At 41.0% G+C, this 19,988-nt stretch carries 19 protein-coding genes; 10 read left to right on the top strand and 9 right to left on the bottom strand.

What is annotated here, in order from left to right; genetic code table 11:
- Positions 1 to 5: 5 nt before the first annotated feature.
- The 6 genes from AB4140_RS08090 to pspA form a co-directional block, all read right to left on the bottom strand.
- Positions 6 to 353 carry a helix-hairpin-helix domain-containing protein gene (locus tag AB4140_RS08090; protein WP_076536941.1) on the bottom strand — a complete coding sequence of 116 codons (348 nt, stop codon included), beginning with the start codon at positions 351 to 353 and terminating at the stop codon, positions 6 to 8.
- 171 nt (positions 354 to 524) lie between these two features.
- Entirely contained in the window at positions 525 to 1,625 is a 1,101-nt protein-coding gene (locus tag AB4140_RS08095) for a TIGR01620 family protein (protein WP_303501674.1), read from the bottom strand.
- 1 nt (position 1,626) lies between these two features.
- Positions 1,627 to 3,081, bottom strand: coding sequence for a YcjX family protein (locus AB4140_RS08100; protein ID WP_102440533.1), 1,455 nt, complete (start codon positions 3,079 to 3,081; stop codon positions 1,627 to 1,629).
- 138 nt (positions 3,082 to 3,219) lie between these two features.
- Positions 3,220 to 3,615 (bottom strand): envelope stress response membrane protein PspC, encoded by a 396-nt coding sequence (pspC, locus tag AB4140_RS08105; protein ID WP_076536947.1) that lies wholly within the window; start codon positions 3,613 to 3,615, stop codon positions 3,220 to 3,222.
- On the bottom strand, positions 3,602 to 3,841 hold the full coding sequence (gene pspB / locus AB4140_RS08110) for an envelope stress response membrane protein PspB (RefSeq protein ID WP_102440532.1): 240 nt from the start codon (positions 3,839 to 3,841) through the stop codon (positions 3,602 to 3,604). The genes pspC and pspB overlap by 14 nt, the downstream gene beginning before the upstream one ends.
- A gap of 19 nt (positions 3,842 to 3,860) precedes the next feature.
- Entirely contained in the window at positions 3,861 to 4,556 is a 696-nt protein-coding gene (gene pspA / locus AB4140_RS08115) for a phage shock protein PspA (RefSeq protein WP_372000506.1), read from the bottom strand.
- Between the two features lie 178 nt (positions 4,557 to 4,734).
- Between pspA and pspF the strand changes: the two genes are divergently transcribed.
- The 7 genes from pspF to fabV all read left to right on the top strand — a co-directional run bounded on the left by pspF (position 4,735) and on the right by fabV (position 12,525).
- A complete protein-coding gene (pspF, locus tag AB4140_RS08120; protein ID WP_102440531.1) occupies positions 4,735 to 5,832 on the top strand; it encodes a phage shock protein operon transcriptional activator in 1,098 nt (365 codons plus the stop codon).
- Positions 5,833 to 5,903: 71 nt separating this feature from the next.
- Positions 5,904 to 7,532, top strand: coding sequence for an ABC transporter substrate-binding protein (locus AB4140_RS08125; RefSeq protein ID WP_372000508.1), 1,629 nt, complete (start codon positions 5,904 to 5,906; stop codon positions 7,530 to 7,532).
- Positions 7,532 to 8,563: an ABC transporter permease subunit gene (locus AB4140_RS08130; RefSeq protein ID WP_102476349.1), complete on the top strand. Its 1,032-nt coding sequence runs from the start codon at positions 7,532 to 7,534 to the stop codon at positions 8,561 to 8,563. The genes AB4140_RS08125 and AB4140_RS08130 overlap by 1 nt, the downstream gene beginning before the upstream one ends.
- Positions 8,550 to 9,440 (top strand): ABC transporter permease subunit, encoded by an 891-nt coding sequence (locus tag AB4140_RS08135; protein ID WP_102440528.1) that lies wholly within the window; start codon positions 8,550 to 8,552, stop codon positions 9,438 to 9,440. Before AB4140_RS08130 ends, AB4140_RS08135 begins: the two co-directional genes overlap by 14 nt.
- Positions 9,441 to 9,443: 3 nt before the next feature.
- On the top strand, positions 9,444 to 10,451 hold the full coding sequence (locus AB4140_RS08140; RefSeq protein WP_102440527.1) for an oligopeptide/dipeptide ABC transporter ATP-binding protein: 1,008 nt from the start codon (positions 9,444 to 9,446) through the stop codon (positions 10,449 to 10,451).
- A complete protein-coding gene (locus AB4140_RS08145; protein ID WP_102476351.1) occupies positions 10,432 to 11,217 on the top strand; it encodes an ATP-binding cassette domain-containing protein in 786 nt (261 codons plus the stop codon). The genes AB4140_RS08140 and AB4140_RS08145 overlap by 20 nt, the downstream gene beginning before the upstream one ends.
- Before the next feature lie 105 nt (positions 11,218 to 11,322).
- Entirely contained in the window at positions 11,323 to 12,525 is a 1,203-nt protein-coding gene (fabV, locus tag AB4140_RS08150; RefSeq protein ID WP_372000511.1) for an enoyl-ACP reductase FabV, read from the top strand.
- Positions 12,526 to 12,687: 162 nt separating this feature from the next.
- On the opposite strand, the gene AB4140_RS08155 is transcribed toward fabV, so the two are convergent.
- On the bottom strand, positions 12,688 to 14,463 hold the full coding sequence (locus AB4140_RS08155; RefSeq protein ID WP_372000513.1) for a flavocytochrome c: 1,776 nt from the start codon (positions 14,461 to 14,463) through the stop codon (positions 12,688 to 12,690).
- Positions 14,464 to 14,792: 329 nt separating this feature from the next.
- On the opposite strand from AB4140_RS08155, the gene AB4140_RS08160 reads away from it, so the two are divergent.
- From AB4140_RS08160 to AB4140_RS08170, 3 genes are all read left to right on the top strand, one after another.
- Complete coding sequence (locus AB4140_RS08160) at positions 14,793 to 15,833, top strand: porin (RefSeq protein ID WP_372000515.1); 1,041 nt, start codon at positions 14,793 to 14,795, stop codon at positions 15,831 to 15,833.
- A 197-nt stretch (positions 15,834 to 16,030) separates the two neighbouring features.
- Complete coding sequence (locus tag AB4140_RS08165; protein ID WP_102440522.1) at positions 16,031 to 16,906, top strand: LysR family transcriptional regulator; 876 nt, start codon at positions 16,031 to 16,033, stop codon at positions 16,904 to 16,906.
- A gap of 36 nt (positions 16,907 to 16,942) precedes the next feature.
- Positions 16,943 to 18,175, top strand: a complete 1,233-nt coding sequence (locus AB4140_RS08170; protein WP_372000517.1) for a DUF819 domain-containing protein — start codon at positions 16,943 to 16,945, stop codon at positions 18,173 to 18,175.
- 43 nt (positions 18,176 to 18,218) lie between these two features.
- Here AB4140_RS08170 and AB4140_RS08175 read toward each other — a convergent pair whose 3' ends face one another.
- Complete coding sequence (locus AB4140_RS08175) at positions 18,219 to 19,169, bottom strand: GyrI-like domain-containing protein (RefSeq protein ID WP_372000519.1); 951 nt, start codon at positions 19,167 to 19,169, stop codon at positions 18,219 to 18,221.
- A gap of 166 nt (positions 19,170 to 19,335) precedes the next feature.
- Positions 19,336 to 19,929, bottom strand: coding sequence for an HAD-IB family hydrolase (locus tag AB4140_RS08180; protein WP_102440519.1), 594 nt, complete (start codon positions 19,927 to 19,929; stop codon positions 19,336 to 19,338).
- Between the last annotated feature and the right edge of the window lie 59 nt (positions 19,930 to 19,988).

A 19,988-nucleotide genomic window follows, 5' to 3' on the forward strand; every position in this document is an offset into this window, starting at 1 on the left:
ATAAATTACAAACTTATCGCTTTAGCATTTTTCTCAACCAGCTTTTCACCTATACCGGCAACTTGGGTTAATTGCTGGACATTTTTGAACTTACCATATTTATTTCGATATTCCACAATGGCTTTTGCCTTGGCTTCACCAACACCATTGAGGGCTTGTAACTGCTCTGCTGTCGCTTTATTAATATTCACCTTAGCCATCTTTGTATTGCTACTTTTCACGGCTGTGGTTTTAGACATTTCAGCTGAAGTGAGTGCTGCTGGTTTAGTGGTGTCTTTGGCGACAGCCAAACTGATACTTGCTGCTGATAACGCGCAGGTGAGCATGACGCCCATGAGTAATGGATGTTTCATTGTTAACTCCTTAAAGTCCTATTTAATAACCCGACCAACTTCCCTATCCATGGTCGGTATTTGTCAGCGTTACACCCTATTCAACAAGAAAATGATCTATTAAAAACAGGGCATTTATCGCTAACATAAAACTGTAGTAAACAATTTATTTTTTGCAAAAAATAAGTAAGATTATTTTTCTACTGTTTGTTTTTGCTTATTTTTATTTATTTTCATTACACTCGCAGAAAAGCTTTTTAGTTCGCCTAACAACTGCTGATGCACTTGGCTCAATTTAGGGCGATTTTGCGCTTTAAAACTTAGCGGCCGACATAAGCTCATGGCTTGATAACCAAGTCGCGCAGTTAATAAACCTCCGCCTAAACCTTGGGCTAAACGTGCTGATAACTTTCCGGTCATTTCAACCGATAATAACTGGGTGCCTAAATCTGTTACCACTTCAGTGGTGCCAGCATAAACAATATTTAGTACGATACTTTTTATCAGTTTAATCCGGCTCCAATAGCCTAATTCAATGCCATATACATCTGCAATAACATTAACCATGCGCTGATTACGCCATAAAATAATCGCCATATCTAATACTGCTAAAGGACTCGCCGCTAACAGTAGTGCCGACTCCGCCGCAAAGCGACTTACAATTTTTTTGGCTTTTTCATCGCGTTCAGACAAGACTAATTCATCAAATAGCATCACCATTTCAGCGTCATTATGTTCAACGCTATTAATGGCTAAGTATTGCTTTTTACCTTCGGTATCTGGGTATTTTTGCAATAAGGGGCTGATGAACTTACTGGCTTCACCGCGCTGCATACTTAACGCTAAACGCTCGCCTGTGGCTTGGGTATCGGCCACATGTTTAAGCTTTATCAGTTTTTTCCACTCTGACAGGGTTATTGCCCCAGCCCACGCCATGATGATCCCCGCCACTGTCACGTAAAAACCAAATAGCCACGGGCTTTGCAGGTAGGCAGTTTGCAGCCCTTGTATGGTTTGAACGATAACCACCAGTATCAAAGCTAACAATGATAACTTGGCAAGCATTGAGATTTTTTTAGGCTTAGCGCCGAGCTTATCGATGGACTCGAGTTCATCGATGGTTTCAGGGAGTTTTGCTAAATTAGTTTCACAAATAAACTCGACATCGGTAAATGATTGTGACCCTTTAACGTCTTGATCCTTACCCGAATCAAGCGTTTCAGTATCAAACACTTGCTGCTGCTTAAGTTGAGCGTCTTCAAACTCTGTTCTCTTGCTATTATTGTTACTCATATTATTGCAACTTATCCCCCAGCAAAAACTGTAAAAGATGATCTAAGCGAATATGCTCAAAACGAGGGTCGGACATCGATGATTGTGGTAATCGAGGCGGGTTAAAAGACACGAAATTAAAGCCTTGCTTGTCCCAAAAGCTATCTTGGGGTAACCGCTGAGGCACTTCGCCTGGAAATATGGTGAGCATTTGCTGATTTTTATCTATGCCTCTGACCACTTCTTGCTCGCCACTGGTTGTTGATACCATGCCATGCTGTGTGGCTTTGATGGCGCTAATGGCCATCGTTTCGACTTCGCAGCCTTCATAGTTAGCAAAGTGCTGACTGTGTTTTAGCATATCGGTCAATAAACTTAATACATGGCTCTGTTGATCACGAGTAACCCTGTCAACCTTACTGGCGGCAAACAGTAACTTATCAATTTTAGGTGAGAACAAACGCCTTAATAAACTCGATTGTCCAAAATGAAAGCTTTCGACAATACTATTGAGTGCATTACCCATATCCTCAAATTGTGCTTTACCGCTGTTTAGGCCATTAAAGCAATCCACCAGCACCAATTGACGATCAAAACTAGCAAAATAATCCCGATAAAACGGCTTAACCACCACTGAAACATACTCTTCATAGCGACGCTTTAGCACTTGGTAATAGCTAGAGTCAGCAGCGTTTTCTAAATTGGCTAATTCATCATTACTGAGATTTATGAGTGGGAAAAAGGCCAATAAAGGGGTATCGGCAAACTCTCCAGGTAATAGCATTCGACCAGGCTGTGCAAGATAAAAGCCTTGGTTGTTAACCAAGTCGACCAGTAATGTTTGGTACAAGTCTGCAATCTGCTTTAACTTATGCTCATCAGCAGTTTCTGATAAATTGATGTTAGCTAATACACTAACAAACTGCGGATAATAGCTTGAGGCAGCTAATCGGTGCTTAACGTCAATTTGTGACTCACACCACTGGATGAAGTTTTGCTTCATCATTGGTAAATCCAATAACCACTCACCTGGGTAATCAACAATATCCACATACAAGGTGGCAGTATCAGCAAGTTTTGCCAATATGCCCTTTTGAGGACGATATTTAATCGCTAGCCTTAACTCAGAGATATTACGGGTTGATGCAGGCCAAGTTGCAGGCGACTGGGTTAATGATGTCATCGCTCCTTTATAGTCAAAACTGGCAATGGCTAAATCAGGTTGCATGGCGCGTTTAATGCCTATCAAACGATTTTCACGGCACACTTGCCACAAAGGCAATGGGTTTTGAGTTTGGCTTTTTTCTGATTGCAGCCCAGCATGGAGCATTTGATTAACCAGCCCTGTTATAAAGGCGGTTTTACCCGCCCCTGATAAACCGGTCACGGCTAAACGAACATGCCGATCGGTTGAGCGATGAACTAATTGATGAGTTTTTTGGGAAATTTTATTAATTGAACGATCAATAAAGCTCATAGTTAATCTCAAATTAAGGAATAAGCAAAATAGGGATGAAAAATATTTTCAAGTACTGATAATCAAGTCTTTGCTAAAAAAACACAAGGGCGGTAAACCGCCCATTGGAATTATATGAAGATAGTCGTCTGAATCGAGTTAAAGATTATTAATTTCTCTTTTCAAATCAAAATTATCGGAAGTGACATGGCGCTCAAGTCGTTGCAGTCTAATTTCAAGTGCATAAAACTGACTATTTACATCATGTAAGGCACGTTTTGCCGGCTCTCCTGCCTGCCAAACCTTTTTCTTCACTTCAATATCTTTGTGGCCTTTGGCATGTGTTGTATCTTCAGGCTTAATATCTAATATCATCCATAAGGCGACATAGATAATAAACACAGGCCCAGAACCACCCAATAAAAATATTGAGACTACGACCACTCTGACTAACCAGGTTTCAAGATTAAAAAAGTCTGCAATCCCTGCACATACCCCAGAAATTTTGCCTGATGATGGGATGCGGTATAATGTGCGACCGTTAGCTGTGCTCATCTTTCCCCCTCCACTCTGGCGCTTCCGTATCTAAAATAGCTTCCAATGTTTCAATACGTCGGCCCATTTTTTCAGCTTGGGCAATTAATTCATTCAATTGTGTAAACTCTTCTTCAGTGAGCCCCTGACTCACTTGTCGCTTACTGCGATAATGAAGAATCAACCAAATAGGTGCCACAATAACTAAAAATATAATGATTGGGGCAATAAGAAGATCCATATCCATAACTCACCTCTGAAAAAGTTTACTTGTCTGATTTAGTTTTTGATTTAGGTTGCGATTTAGCTTTCACTTTCGCTTTTAATGCTTCAAGTTCGTCATTGACTGAATCTTCAGCTTCAAGTGCCGCAAACTCATCAGCAAGGCTACCCTTTTTACCAATATCATAAGCTTCAACTTGTGACTCTAAACCTTCAACGCGACGCTCATATTGCTCAAACTTCACCATCGCATCATCAATTTTACTTGAATCAAGCTGCTTTTTAACTTCTAAACGTGAAGTGGCAGTTTGCTTGCGGATAATAATGGTTTTTTGGCGTGCTCTGGCATCATTCAGTTTTTCTTGTAACTGTTCAACTTCGTTTTTAAGACGAGCAATGTGCTCTTCTACTACTTGAAGTTCCATCTCAAGGGTTTCTAATAATGAAACCGTTTTTTGTTTTTCAATTAGCGCAGCTTTTGCTAAGTCTTCTCTATCTTTCGATAAAGCTAATTCAGCTTTAGCTTGCCAATCAATCACTTGCTCTTGAACTCGGCTAATGCGTCTTAGTAATTCTTTCTTTTCTGCTAATACTTTTGCAGAAGTAGAGCGTACTTCAACTAACGTGTCTTCCATTTCCTGAATGATCAGGCGTACCATTTTTTCTGGATCTTCAGCTTTATCAAGTAAAGCACTGATGTTCGAATTAATGATATCTGCAAAGCGTGAGAAGATTCCCATAATGTGTCCCTCAAAAATATTGTTAATGTCGAAGTTTACTATTCACGAGTTGTGCCAACTTTTAAAAAACCAGACAATTCAACATCATAACCAAAATATTAACTTTTTCTTTCTTTTAATGCCGCAGCCCACTATTATGATTTTCACCACTTGTTAGCGTAATAGACTAAAAATTACAGTGACTAAACAATTTGAGCAAGACAATCTTATCGGACAATCTAATGCTTTGTTAGAGGTATTAGAACATGTTTCTAAAGTTGCCCCACTTTCTAAGCCGGTATTAATTATTGGTGAACGCGGCACAGGTAAAGAATTGATCGCCGAGCGGTTACACTATTTATCAGGCCGTTGGGATAAAGAGTTTATTAAATTAAACTGCTCTTCATTAAGTGAATCATTACTTGAAAGCGAACTGTTTGGCCACGAGTCTGGTGCGTTTACGGGCGCGAAAGGCAAACATGAAGGTCGCTTCGAACGCGCCGATGAAGGCACCTTATTTTTAGATGAGCTGGCCAATACCTCAGGATTAATTCAAGAGAAACTGTTACGTGTCATCGAATACGGTGAATTCGAACGAGTGGGTGGCAGTAAAACAGTTAATACCAATGTAAGGTTAATTTGTGCTGCCAATGAGGACTTACCTTCATTAGCTGAAAATGGTGAATTTAGGGCTGATTTACTGGATAGGTTAGCCTTTGATGTTATCACCCTACCGCCCCTTCGTAGCCGCACAGAAGACATTATGCCTTTAGCAGAGCATTTTGCCGTGAGCATGGCAAGGCAACTGAATTTAGATTATTTTGGCGGTTTTAGTCCAGTAGCTATAGAGCAACTCATGTCATATCGCTGGCCAGGTAATATCCGCGAACTTAAAAACGTGGTCGAACGCAGCGTCTATCGTCGAGGATCTGAAGGTGAAGAAATTGACCACATTATTGTCGATCCTTTTGCCTCTCCTTATCGACCAACATCAAGAATCAAAACTCGTGAAAGGCAGCAAACAGAGCATCAAGCTCCCGATACTTCAGTCGCGGTTCCAGTAACCGATGACTCCACTGAAAATGAAGCATCATCAGTTAGCACCAGTGCAACAGACAGAGATATTCGCTTCCCATTAGACTTTAAAGAGCATACTGAAAACTATGAGATTAACCTGCTAAAAAGTGCCTTAGCCCAAAGCCAATATAATCAAAAGAAAACCGCTGAAATATTAGGTTTAAGCTACCACCAACTGCGGGGCATTTTGAAAAAGTATAATTTACTTGAAAAGTCTTAATAGGATATTTGCTCCTAAGTTATTAACACTGCTAAAATACTTATTCAGTACCTAAATAATATGATGAAAAAATGCGTGAGACATTAAAACGCTTTAAACCTGCTGCATTACTCTGCTTGCTAAGTTTTTTAGTAACAGGTTGTGGTGAACTCAATGTCCCATCAGGTATTGTGTATTGCTCTGAGGGCAATCCTGAAACCTTTAATCCGCAATTGGTCACTTCTGGTACCACTATTGATGCCAGTTCTAATCAGTTATACAACCGCCTAATTGACTATAACAATGACTCATCTGATTTTATGGCTGCGCTGGCAACCCAGTGGCGCATATCCGATGATGGCTTACGTTATCACTTTGTGTTGCGTAAAGGCGTACAGTTCCAGCACAATAATTTGTTCAAACCTTCAAGAAATTTTAATGCCGATGATGTACTATTCTCATTTAATCGCATCATTAATCCCGCGCATCCTTTTCACTCAGTGAGCAGAACTGGCTATCCATTTTTCCAAAGTATTGATTTTTCCAACTTAGTGAGTCGAGTCGAAAAAGTAAACGATTATGAAGTGGTATTCCACTTAACCCAACCTGATGCATCATTTTTAGCTAATTTGGCCACTGATTTTGCCGTTATTCTTTCTGCCGAATATGGCGAGCAACAATGGCAGGCAGGTACCCCTGAAAATATCGATTACTTCGCCATCGGCACAGGGCCTTTTTACCTCGCAGATTATGTCAAAAATGATTTTATTCGCTATAAACGCAATACCGCATATTGGAGTAAAGCGGCTAAAATTGACCTGTTAGTTTTTGATATCACACCTAAAAGTGAGTCTAGACTGGCTAAAATCATCACTAAAGATTGCCATGTGTCTGCCCTGCCAAAGGCAAATGAACTTGCAGTAATTAAACAGCATAAACACTTAAAAGTTAACACTAAACCGGGGTTAAACGTCGGTTTTTGGGCATTTAACACTCAAAAGCCTCCTCTAGACGATGTGCGAGTTCGACTTGCCCTTGCCCATGCCATTGATAAGAAAAATATCCTTAATGTGGTTTACCATGACACCGCTGTAGAAGCGACCGGAATGCTGCCGCCAGGATCATGGGCTTATTCAGACTCATCCGACCCTAATGATTTTGATCCTGAGAAAGCTAAAAGGCTGTTAGAAGAATCAGGGGTTAATAACTTAACCTTTGATATTTGGGCGATGCCAGTGGTGCGAATTTATAATCCAAACGCCCTCAAGACCGCAGAGCTGATTCAGGCCGACTTAGCCAACATTGGGGTTAAAGTGAATATTGTCAGTTATGACTGGAGCGTGTTTACGCAAAAATTAATTAGCCAAGATTATGATTCAGTATTAATTGGTTGGAATGCTGACAATACCGATCCTGATAATTTCTTTACCCCACTACTCAGTTGCTCAGCCCTAGAATCAAATAATAACCGTTCTAAATGGTGTTCAGCTGAATTGGACGCAATACTTGCACAAGCTAAAGCTACGCCAATAAAAACCACAAGAAAGGCGCTATATCAGCAAGCTGAACAGCTCATTCATCAGCAAGTTCCCTTGGTTAATATTGCCCATGGACAAAAATTGATCCTAAAAAACATTTCAGTATCAACTAAAGATGTTAACCCCTATGGTGGAATGGCTTTCTCTAATATCGAACTAAAAACTGCGGAGAAAAAACCTTAATGTGGCGTTATTTTCTAAGACGAATTAATTTATTTTTTGCCACTTCATTGGTTATGATTGCGGTACTGTTTTTTGCCACCGGTATGTTTCCAGTTGAAAAAAGCTACGCCTTAACTGGGATACAGTTCCCTAGCAGTGAGCAACAAGCACAAACCGTTGCAGACTTTAAGCTTGATAGTAACCAGCTTAGTCAATTTATCGCTTATTTAACCGAGCGATTATCAGGCAATTTAGGGATTTCGGTTAACTCACAACAAAGTGTCGCCACAGAGCTCAGTAACGTGTTACCCGCCTCTTTTGAATTGTCATTATTTGCTGGGACGATAGCGATATTTTTTGGAGTGCCACTTGGCGTATTGTCCTCATTAAGTGAAAGCAAGTCAGTCCAGCGCAGTATTTTAGCCCTAACCTTAACCGGTTACTCTATACCTGTATTCTGGCTCGGATTAACCTTGTCATTATGGTTTGGGGTAAAGCTAGAGTGGTTGCCGATCTCTGGACAAATCAATTTATTATATGAAATTGAACCCGTCACAGGTTTTATGCTGATCGATACTTTGCTATCACATGAAGCCTATCGGATCTCAGCATTTAAAGATGCCTTATTACACATCATTTTACCTGCGGTAACCTTAGCGGTATTACCTTTTACTGTCGTTATACGTATCACACGTCAAGCAATGATGACGGTTATGACCCAAACCTATATTCGCGCTGCTGAAGCCCGTGGCCTTAATACCTATAGTATTTTAATGAAACACGCCTTACCTAACGCGCTTATCCCAGTTCTTAAAGCCTTTGGCTTAATGCTTGGCTCGTTTGCCAGTTACGGCATTATTGTCGAGGTAATTTTTGCATGGCCAGGGGTGGGATCATGGCTTATTGCAGGAATATATCAGCGAGATTACACCGTGATTCAAGCAGGGATCCTTTCAGTCTCTTTGCTGATTATCTTTTTAAGCATTATGATTGATTTAGTGCATACCACTATTAACCCTATTAATAGGAAAGAACTGTATGCCAGCAATTAAAATATATCAGGATGAACACATAGCTTCACCTATGATGCAATTGTGGAAAGCATTTGCTAGTAACCCATTTGCTGTCGCAGGCCTTTGGGCGGTAATATTTTTATTACTACTGGTTGTATTGGGGCCGCTACTCGCTCCTTACCCACCAGAAATGCAAAATCCTGATGCCATATTATTACCGCCATCATGGGACGCCCTTGGACATGTTTCGCATTTTTTAGGTACCGATGATTTAGGCCGAGACTTATTCAGCCGCTTATTGCATGGGGTTAGATTAACGTTCGGCATGTCATTAATTGTGGTGCTTTGCGCCTTAATCGTCGGCTTTATTATTGGCTCCCTTTCAGGAATGATGCGTGGGTTAAAATCAAGTATTTTAGGTCATTTGCTCGATGCCTTATTATCAATTCCGTCATTATTGCTCGCCATTTTGGTTGTCGCAGTGACCGGTCCGGGGTTAATAAATGTATTTTGGGCAGTAGGCTTAGCCTTAACGCCGCAATTTGTGCGGGCAATTCACCAAGCAGTACATGAAGAGCTACAAAAAGAATACGTTATTGCCGCTAAACTTGATGGCGCCAGTCAAATACAAATCTTTTGGTATGTCATCATGCCAAACGTCTGGGAAGTGGTTATTATTCAAACGACCATTGCCATATCGGTGGCGATATTAGACATTGCCGCCTTAGGCTTTCTCAATCTTGGAGCACAAGCCCCTAGCTCAGAGTGGGGAGCGATGATTTTTCAAGGGTTAAACAGCCAATTAATTGCGCCTTGGTCGATTACCATTCCAGGTTTGGCGATCCTATTTACTGTGTTATCCATTAATTTGGTGGGTGACGGATTACGCTCGGCGCTCGCGCCGATAAGAAACTAGCCCATGCCATTACTTGATGTCAGAAATCTCACTATCGAACTCGATACCCCACAAGGCACAGTGAAGGTACTTGAGAAAGTCAGTTTAACCATTAATCCGGGTGAAATTCATGGCTTAGTTGGTGAATCAGGTTCTGGGCGTAGCTTATTAGCCAAAGCGGTACTAGGCGTTTTAGGCCCAAACTGGCGCATCATTGCCGATCGCATGATGTGGGATGGCAAAAATTTATTGGAAATGACTAAAAAGCAACGTCGCAGCTTAATGGGCAGTGATATGACCATGATTTTCCAAGACCCTTCTGGCAGTTTAGACCCGGTAAAAACTATCGGCAGTCAGTTAATTGAATCGCTCACGCCAAACAAAGCCGTGCCTTTTTGGCGCAGAGCAAAAGACACTCATTTAACCGCGCAAAAATGGCTTCATAAAGTTGGAATTAAAAAGCCCAAAGCCATTATGAAGCGCTACCCTTGGGAACTTTCTGAAGGTGCCTGCCAAAAGGTAATGATTGCTATGGCAGTAGCTAACCACCCTAAGTTATTAATCGCCGACGAACCAACGAATGCGATGGAATTAAGTACTCAAGCGCAAATATTTCGTTTGTTAGCTCAATTAAACCAACTTCAAAATGTCTCTATACTGCTAGTCAGCCATGAACTAGAAACTTTAGCAAAATGGTGCGATCGCATCAGTATTTTATACAGCGGACAAATCATGGAGTCGGGGCCCGTTAACGAATTAATCAAACAACCCTATCACCCCTATACCAAAGCATTATTCAAAAATCTGCCAGACTTTGCAGGCCAAATACGCCACAAAGCCTATTTACCAACATTGCAAGGTTCCTCGCCGTCATTGCAGCATTTGCCTGCAGGGTGCAGGCTGGGTCCTCGCTGCCCTGACGCCCAAAGAGCATGTGTTATCCAACCCAGTTTGGCCCACGAAAAAGATCGCTATTTTGCCTGCCATTTCCCGTATAACAGTGAGATAGAAGATGACAACTCCATTACTTAAAGTAAACCAGCTAAGCAAACGCTATTTTACGGGTTATAAAAGGTTCAAAGCGCAATATAATCAAGCCCTGTCACCACTATCATTTGAACTTGAGCGTGGACAAACCTTGGCTATTGTCGGTGAAGTAAGCTCAGGTAAAAGTACCTTAGCGCGAATACTGGTTGGCGCAGAGCCTCGCAGCGGTGGAGAAATATTGTTTGAAGGGGAAGCATTGGAGGCGCGAAATATCAAACAGCGCAGCCGCTTAATTAGAATGATTTTTCAAGACCCTAACACCTCATTAAACCCGAGGTTAACCATTGGTAGCCTACTAGAAGAACCATTACGATTTAACACCACATTGAATTCAGCGGAACGAAAAGTGCGGGTGGCAGATAGACTCAGAAAAGTGGGCTTACTACCTGAACATGCCAATTTCTATCCTCATATGGTCTCTGAAGGTCAAAAACAACGTGTAGCCGTTGCTAGAGCTTTAATGTTAAACCCTAAAATCATTATCGCTGATGAAGCACTTGCCTCATTAGATTTATCAGTGCGTTCTCAAATACTTAATCTGCTGATAAAATTACAAAAAGAAATGGGGCTATCGTATATTTTTGTGACCCACAATTTGAACATTGTACGTCATTTTAGTGACAAGGTACTGGTGCTCAAAAATGGCAGCGTAGTTGAACTAGCGAGCACAGAAGAATTATTCAATCACCCACAACAAGAATACTCTCGCCGCTTAATATCGCAGCAAACACAACTCACAGCCAAACGCTAAACTGCTCCAACCACTGAGTAATTTAGCCAAAAAACATAAAAACTAGTGCCAATTCGTCGCCTAACTATTTATCCTAGTGCGATTGTTAAAGGAAGAAACCAAATTATGATTATTAAACCTAAAACACGTGGCTTTATTTGTACAACCACTCATCCTATCGGTTGTGAAGCTAACGTCAAAGAACAAATCGAATTAACCAAAGCAAAAGGCAAAATTGCCAATGGCCCTAAAAAAGTCTTAGTGGTTGGCTCTTCAAGTGGCTACGGCTTATCTTCTCGTATTGCATCAGCGTTCGGTAGTGATGCGGCCACCATTGGTGTTTTCTTTGAAAAACCAAGCACAGAAACCAAACCAGGTACGGCCGGTTGGTACAACTCTGCCTACTTTGATAAATTCGCTAAAGCTGAAGGTTTATATTCAAAAAGCATTAACTGTGATGCATTTAGCCATGAAGCTAAACAAAAAGTCATTGAGCTTATCAAACAAGACTTAGGTCAAATTGATATGGTGGTTTACTCTTTAGCTTCTCCAGTGCGTAAATTGCCTGATACCGGTGAAGTGATCCGCTCAAGTCTTAAGCCTATCGGTGAAACTTATACCGCAACTGCGGTAGACACCAACAAAAACACCATCATCGAAACCTCGGTAGAGCCAGCAACAGAGCAAGAAATTGCTGATACCGTGACAGTGATGGGCGGTCAAGATTGGGAATTATGGATGAGCGCCTTAAGTGATGCGGGTGTATTAGCGGATAATTGTAAAACCGTGGCCTACAGCTATATTGGCACCGAGATCACTTGGCCTATCTACTGGCATGGCGCATTAGGTAAAGCCAAAATGGATTTAGACCGTGCGGCTCATAGCCTTAATGAAAAGTTAGCCAAAACAGGCGGCTCTGCCAATGTGGCTGTGCTTAAGAGTGTTGTCACTCAAGCAAGCTCTGCTATCCCGGTAATGCCTTTATACATCGCGATGGTATTTAAGAAAATGCGTGAAGAAGGCGTTCATGAAGGCTGTATGGACCAAATTTACCGTATGTTCAGCGAGCGTTTATATCGCGCTGATGATCAAGCGGCACCAACAGATGATGAAAATCGTCTTCGTTTAGATGATTGGGAGTTACGCGAAGAAATTCAAAAACATTGCCGTGACTTATGGCCGGATGTCACCACTGAAAACCTTGCTGAACTGACTGATTACAATGAATACAAAGAAGAGTTTTTAAAACTGTTTGGTTTTGGTATTGCTGGCATCGACTATGAAGCTGACGTTAATCCAAACGTGACTTTTGATGTTATCAGCCTTTAATCCTCTAAGGTAATAAGAAAAGCCAAGTGATCATAACTTGGCTTTTTTATATCTGGTTAACTGCACAGTGACTCTTTATTTTATTAATGCGGCTTTATTAATAAAAAAGGCCAAGCTGATGAGACTTGGCCTTTGGCAGGGATGATGAAATTTAACTAATAGTTACTTTGTTTTTAATGCGTGCTTAGCGGCGTTTTCACCAGCTATACGACCAAAAACTACCGTATCAGCGATTGCGTTACCGCCTAGACGGTTATAACCATGAACACCACCAGTGACCTCACCAGCCGCAAACAAACCAGGCATTTTCCAGCTTTGTAGGTTCAAGATATTCGTATCAGTATCAATTGCGATCCCGCCCATAGTATGGTGAATACCTGGAGCTACTTTTACAGCGTAGTATGGCGGCGTGCTTAAGCTTAATGGCATATTGGCGCGGCCGAATGCATCATCTTTACCTGCTGCTTTATACTTGTTGTAATCCGCTGCAGTTTTCGGTAAATCAGCCATACCGGTGATTTTTGCCAGTTCTTCAATGGTGTTGGCTTTACTTAACATACCTAAATGTTCGTAACCACGTACCATTTTCTTTTTCTCAACCAATTGCGCATCAAACACTAACCAAGCATATTGATCTTTTTGCTTTAAGATTGCATCTGATGCACGGTCACGAGTCGTTAGTTCATTAATGAAACGGTTACCATCAGTATTAACCATAATTGCACCAACACCACGAACGGTTTCAGAAATCAAAATACGGCTATCTTTACCCACTGTAGGATGCGCTTGAACCCAATCAATATCTGTCATTGAAGCGCCAATTTCTTTAGCAAGTAGCACACCATCACCCGTTGCAGTGACGTTGTTAGAGCTGGTCATGTCTTTCATTGTTGGGCGGTAGTAAGCAACCATTTGCTTATTCATACCATAACCACCTGTCGCTAATACAATAGAATCTGCAGCGACCATGTTGTAGCCTGAATGACGGCCATGAACCACCACACCAGCAACTGATTGGTCATCATTTAAGACGATTTTTTCAACTCTTGAGTTAACGCGAACTGGAATATCACGTTCTACTGCCGCTTTACGCAAGGTATCAATTAAGTGTGGACCTACAGAGCGTCCACCTGATGGGGCGTGAGTACGCTCTGCTCTGGCGCCGCCTGAACGTTTAAGCTCTGACATATCAGCACCTAAAGACTCAAGCCATGCTACAGCGCCAGCAGACTCTTCGGCCATAGTTTGCACAAGTTTAGGGTCATTTTGATAACGACCGCCTTTCATGGCATCTTCAGCATACCAATCAACAGTGTCTTCAATGCCTTTGGCTTTTTGTTGTGGTGTGCCGACAGCGTTCATACCGCCTGCAGCCAGCATTGAGTTACCGCCAGTGTAAGGTGCTTTTTCAAATAAAACGACGTTAGCACCAGCCATTTTTGCAGAAATCGCCGCGTTGAAACCAGCACTACCGCCACCAACAACAATCACATCAACGGTTTCTACAGGGCCTTTATCAATCGCTTGTTGGATTTTTTCTTGATTCCAATCGCCATCCCACTTTTTCTTCGCTGTTGAATCAGCAAATGGCATTTCTATTTCAAAGTTATGACAGTTATTACAAGTCAACTCAGGTTTAGCATGGGCGGTATGACAAGAAGTACAGTTGATATCACCTAAATGAGATGCATGAGGGTCAAACGCAAGTTCATCGTTAACTAAATCAGCATAACCACCATGACAGTCCTGACACTGGGCGTTCTCATGAGTTTGGCTATCAGTCATGCTTTTCTTGATGTCTTTCATTTTTTCTGCAACGTGACAGCTTTGACAGTCACCCATTTCAGTATGGAAAGACGCTAAGTCATTTTTTGCCATTACGCTGCCAGAAGTAAGCATCATCACTGCCACTGCCGAAGCTAAATATTTAAGTTTCATTGGTTCATACCTCTAATTATCATTTTCACAACTTGCTTTGTTGGACGAAGAGTACCCATAAAGAGATTGTAAAACTTAGACATGAGTCAACATTGTCACTTGGTTCAGTTTTAATGAAACCACATTAAAATTAACTTAAACAGCTACAAAATAACAACATCTGTGACCCAGTTAGAATTTATCTCCGTGGTTCAACCCTATTATGTATAGCAGGTTTACATACACTGCGACCTCCTCAAAACTGATGATATTAAGGTTTACTAATGAATCTATTTATTAGCCAAAGCAGCGTAACCAATTGATAATATTATTTTAAAATAGAGATGATTATGAAGATGAACAAGTCACTAGTTTCACTCACTGTTGTATCAATTCTATCAGCAAGTTCTTTTGCCGCTTTCGCTGAGTCACCGCAGTTCTATGGCCGTCTAGAAATGGCACTAACAGAATCTGATAACGGTTTCACAACACAAAATCAAAAGTCGGGCACTGTGCTAGAAAATAACTTTTCTCGCTTAGGGGTAAAAGGCAGTGAGAAAATAACTGAAAACATTGAAATCATTTACAATGTTGAAGTGCAAGTTAACGCTGCCACCAACGAAGCTGATGATGATTTATTTCAACCAAGAAACACCTACTTAGGGTTAAAAAGTGACTTTGGTACCATCATTGTCGGTCGTAATGATACGGTAATGAAAACCTCAAAAGGTACTGCTGAAGCATTCGCATTAACCAATGCCGCCTACAATAGAATGATTGCTGGGCAAGACAGGAAAGCCGATGGCATCACATACTATTCTCCACAAATTGCCGATTTAGTCAGTGTCAATGCGACCTATTTAGTGGATGACAATTATGACTCTGGCGAAAGTCAGTACGCATTAAGCGTCACCGCTGGTGATAAAAAACTCAAAAAACAACGTTATTATGTTGCAGCGGCATATAACACCATTGGCGGTGTCGACGCATACCGCGGGGTTGGTCAAGTCAAAATAGGTAGTCTTAAACTAGGCGGTTTATTACAAAATACCCAAAGCCAAACCTATAGTGATAAAGAAGGTAATTCCTACTTTATTAGCGCAATATATAACTGGAGTGGCATCAACTTTAAAGCTGAATATGGCAAGGATAAGGCCGGTTTTGGTAAGTATTTTAAAAATAATGACGTCTCTTCAGCGCAATACAAGGAAGCGACCGATGTCGATATTAGCTCATTCACAGTCGGTGCCGATTACCGTCTATCAAAATCAACGATGGTGTTTGGCCACTACGCCACCTATGAAGGTGAATATCGGGTTGCTAACACAGGCCCGACGATTGAATTAGAAGATGATAATGTATTTACCCTAGGCGTGCGCTACGATTTCTAAGTCCAATTTTTATTTCGCGTTAATATCTGCACTTATATCGATGTAGGTCTCGCTGATAAAATATGATAAACCCATCATAAATGATGGGTTTATGCTAACAAGGTAAGACTTTTTCAAATAACTTGAACTCGTTAGCATTTACAGAGTAATATTGTCAACTCGTTATACTATTGATGAATTCATAGAATAATTTGCACATGAAAATCACACTCAAGCAACTGTCAATATTTAAAGCCATCCATATTAATGGTCAGATCTCTAAAGCAGCCAAAACATTACATATGTCAGTCCCCGCTGTCAGTATGGCGTTAAAGGATTTAGAAGGTTCATTAGGCACCCGTCTGTTTGAGAGAAGCAGTAACGGCTTAACCATTAATGATAATGGTGAAGTTATTTTGCCTTACGCCAATGAGATGCTTTCTAAAAGTAATCAATTAGAGCAGATGTTTACTGAGCGAACAGCCATCGGTGGCACCATCAAAGTTGGCAGTAGTAAAACTGCGGGTAACTATATTCTTTCAAGAATCATCCCATTATTTAAACAACAACACCCCTGTGTTGATATTAAACTAGTGATTAACAACAGTTTAGCCATCGAGAAAATGGTGTCTGAAAAAGAACTGGATTTAGGTTTTGTCGATGCCAAGCCTGGGTTAAATAATTTACAATATCAGCAGTGGCTTAAAGATAGATTGTGTATCGTCATCGGCAGTAACAATCCAATAGCAAGCGAAACCATTACCCCTGAATTGCTGTCGCAACAATTATGGGTTATGGATGAAACCATTTCGGTGTCGAGGCTACGTAATACCCAGCTATTAAAAAGTGCCAGTATCAATATTCATCAAGAATTATCAATGAATACTATGGGCGCGATAAAACGTGCTATTGGTACTGGCATTGGCGTTAGTGTACTGCCCTACCTTGCTGTAAAAGAAGAAATAGCCAGCGGTCAACTTATTGAAATAGATTTACCAGAGTGGGATTTCGAGCGAAACTACTGGTCTATTTGGCGTAATGAAGAAGCATTAAGTCCGTTACTTGAAGAGTTCATCCAATTCTGCAATCAATAACAAAGCGATAAACTAATAAGGTTGCCAATATAAATTATGATTACTGCAGATCCGGTCATTTTTGGCTTGTTGGCCGCGATTATTGGTTTGGTATTTTATACTAGCAAGCTAAAACAAAGCTTTTGGAAACAACTTTACCGTTTTGTGCCCATTATGGTCATGATTTATGTGTTGCCATCATTTTTAAATACCTTAAACATTGTCGATGCTTCCCAAAGTCAATTACCCCACATATCCTCAAAGTATTTAATGCCCGCTTGTTTAACATTACTAATTATCAGTGTAGACATAAAATCCATTCTATTATTGGGCCCTAAAATTGTCATGCTGTTTTTAATTGCCAGCTTAGGCATTATTATTGGCGGCCCGTTAACTCTGATACTTTTTGCGAAAATAGCGCCTGAATCTATTAATTGGCTAGGTGAAGATGCTGCCTGGCGCGGAATGGCGACCTTAGCAGGGAATTGGGTTGGTGGCACAGCGAATCAACTTGCCATGAAAGAAATCTATCAGGTAAAAGAAAACTTATTTGCGATTATGATTTCGGTCAATGTAGTCTACTCAGCGATTTGGATGTCATTTTTATTAATCTGCGCCAATAATGCTGCTGCGATAGATAAAAAAACGGGTGCCGACTCAAGCAATTATCAGCGGTTAATCGCTACAAGCGAATATCAGCAAGCTCACACGGTCAAGAATATCACCATAACTGATTACATATTAATATTCAGTGTGGCATTTGGCGTGACGGGATTAGCACATATGGGGGCTGATATTCTGGCGCCATATTTTGCCGCCCACTACCCTGCAACAGAAAAGTTTAGTCTGACTTCAAATTTCTTTTGGATTGTCATCATAGTGACCACTATCAGTATTGCACTTTCAAATACCAAAGTGCGTGAACTTGAGCAATTCGGTGCATCAAAGGTCTCCACTGTCATGCTGTATATTTTGATTGCTAGTATGGGCCTTAGAATGGACTTGACCATGATTGATGACTTTCCAATCTACTTTGCCATCGGCTTTGTATGGTTAGCAATTCATAGCCTGTTCGTGATTATTGCTGGGCTAGTGATGAAAGCACCTGTGGCTTATATGGCATTAGCAAGTCAATGCTGTATTGGCGGCGCGGCATCATCCCCTGTGGTGGCAATTGCATTTCACCGCTCACTGGTACCTATCGCGATCATGTTCTCAGTATTTGGTTATGCTTGGGCAACTTACATGGCTTGGCTATGCGCCGAGATGATGCGGCTCGTATCGCAATAAAACGATGAGTTAATTTCTTACAGTGAACATATACGGATACCTGTTACTGTAATTTTAAATAGACTCTAACCTCTACAAGCTCTTGGTTGTCATCGGCAATAGCAGCTTCAACAGCCTCACTCTTAATCACATCCAAGCGTTCAATTATCAGCGGCTGGGTCGTTAAAGTCCAATCACTGGCAGCAAGCCAATGACTATAAAGATATTTTATTTTGCTATTGAGCTCTTTTTCAGAACCCAAATGATAAAACTGAGCATAACGCCCCTTAGTCACAGACCTGTTCGAAAAACAACCAAACTCAGCAATAACAGGCGCTAATTCAGTAAGCTGCGCTTGATTGACACTCACACCAATATCCAGCGATAACATGGATTGATCGTCAGTTAAGGCATTAATTTGCGGATAAGGCATATCATAAACGAAATTAAAGGTGCGACTAGTACTGGGCGATAAGTGATATTTTTGCCTAAATGCGTTTAAGGCATTTTTCGATTGAGATAAATAACAAGCGGGTCCACGATGCTCTATAACCACTAACTCTATGGTCGTTAAATCCGATACCTGAATATTAACCTCAGCAGCAGAAAACTGCTCATGCCCTTCTGCTAGGGTACTCAGTGGTTGCTGCTTGGCAAAAAAGTTACCCCAGTTAGGCGAGTGTTGAAAGCTTTGCGGACTTTGACCAATGCTGTCGGTAAACGCGGTAATAAATGCCGCAGTTGACGGGTAGCCCATTTTTAACGCGACAGTATCTAAGCTAATAGTTTTATCAAAACCCAGTAACTGCGCCGCTTCAAGGTTTTTTAGCAAACGAATATAATCCTGCACTTTAGTATGAAACAGACTGTAAAATAACGCACCAAAATGCACTTCAGCAACCCCTGCAATCGCCGCTAAGCGGCTGTTGAGATTGTCATCAAACGCAGAAATTGCAGGTAGATTATTATCGATATAGCTTAACAGCACTTCAAATTGAGCATGTAAATCTTTCAATTTTTGACTAGACCTCTTAGTTTAAAACTGACTTATCTTTCATATAAACACAACTTACAAGTCCGATTTTTAGTCCCATGACTGCAACAAGTTGTTTGGCTTATAAACCGCTAGATTTACTAGTAAACAGTAAAGCCATACCTTAGTTTTTTACTATATAACGGCGTTAGCCTGTCAGTTTTTGCCATCGGTAATAACTGACATCAGCAAGTTCTAGCATGGGTTTATCTTCTTCTGTATCACCATAGGCATACACTTTATCAAAATCTTGTAGGTCAAACTGAGCTAAAACTCGATTTGATTTTGCAGCGCCGCTACAGTCACCATTAATATACCGTCCGGTCAGTTTACCCTTTTTACTTTCTAGCTCTGCACATATCAGTTTAAATCCATGCTGGCGACACCATGGCGCTAAATAAACATTAAGTGATGCCGAAACCACAACAATGGTGTCACCTTGCATCTGATGCCATTGCAGACGCGCTAGCGCTTGAGGTTTGATTTGTAGATCAAAACTTGTAGCATAATCTTCGCCGATGGCCTTAATGTGTTGCTCATCTTGTTGCCAAAAAGCAAACTTAGAAATGATGCTACGCGTTCTTGACCCACCAATGAGCTGCCATTTATAAGCGGCTATCACAGGGATTAATATCGGATAACAAACGATTAAACGCCACTTAGGTACACTTGAGTAAATAAATGGCGTGTAAGTATCTTTACTTGTAATAGTTCCATCAAAATCAAACAATGCTAAGTTCATAAATATCCTTATAAGAACCTCAAAATTTTGACATAAAAAAGCCAAGGCGAACCTTGGCT

It is taken from the genome of Shewanella sp. 10N.286.51.B2 (assembly GCF_041469265.1).
GTDB lineage: Bacteria > Pseudomonadota > Gammaproteobacteria > Enterobacterales > Shewanellaceae > Shewanella.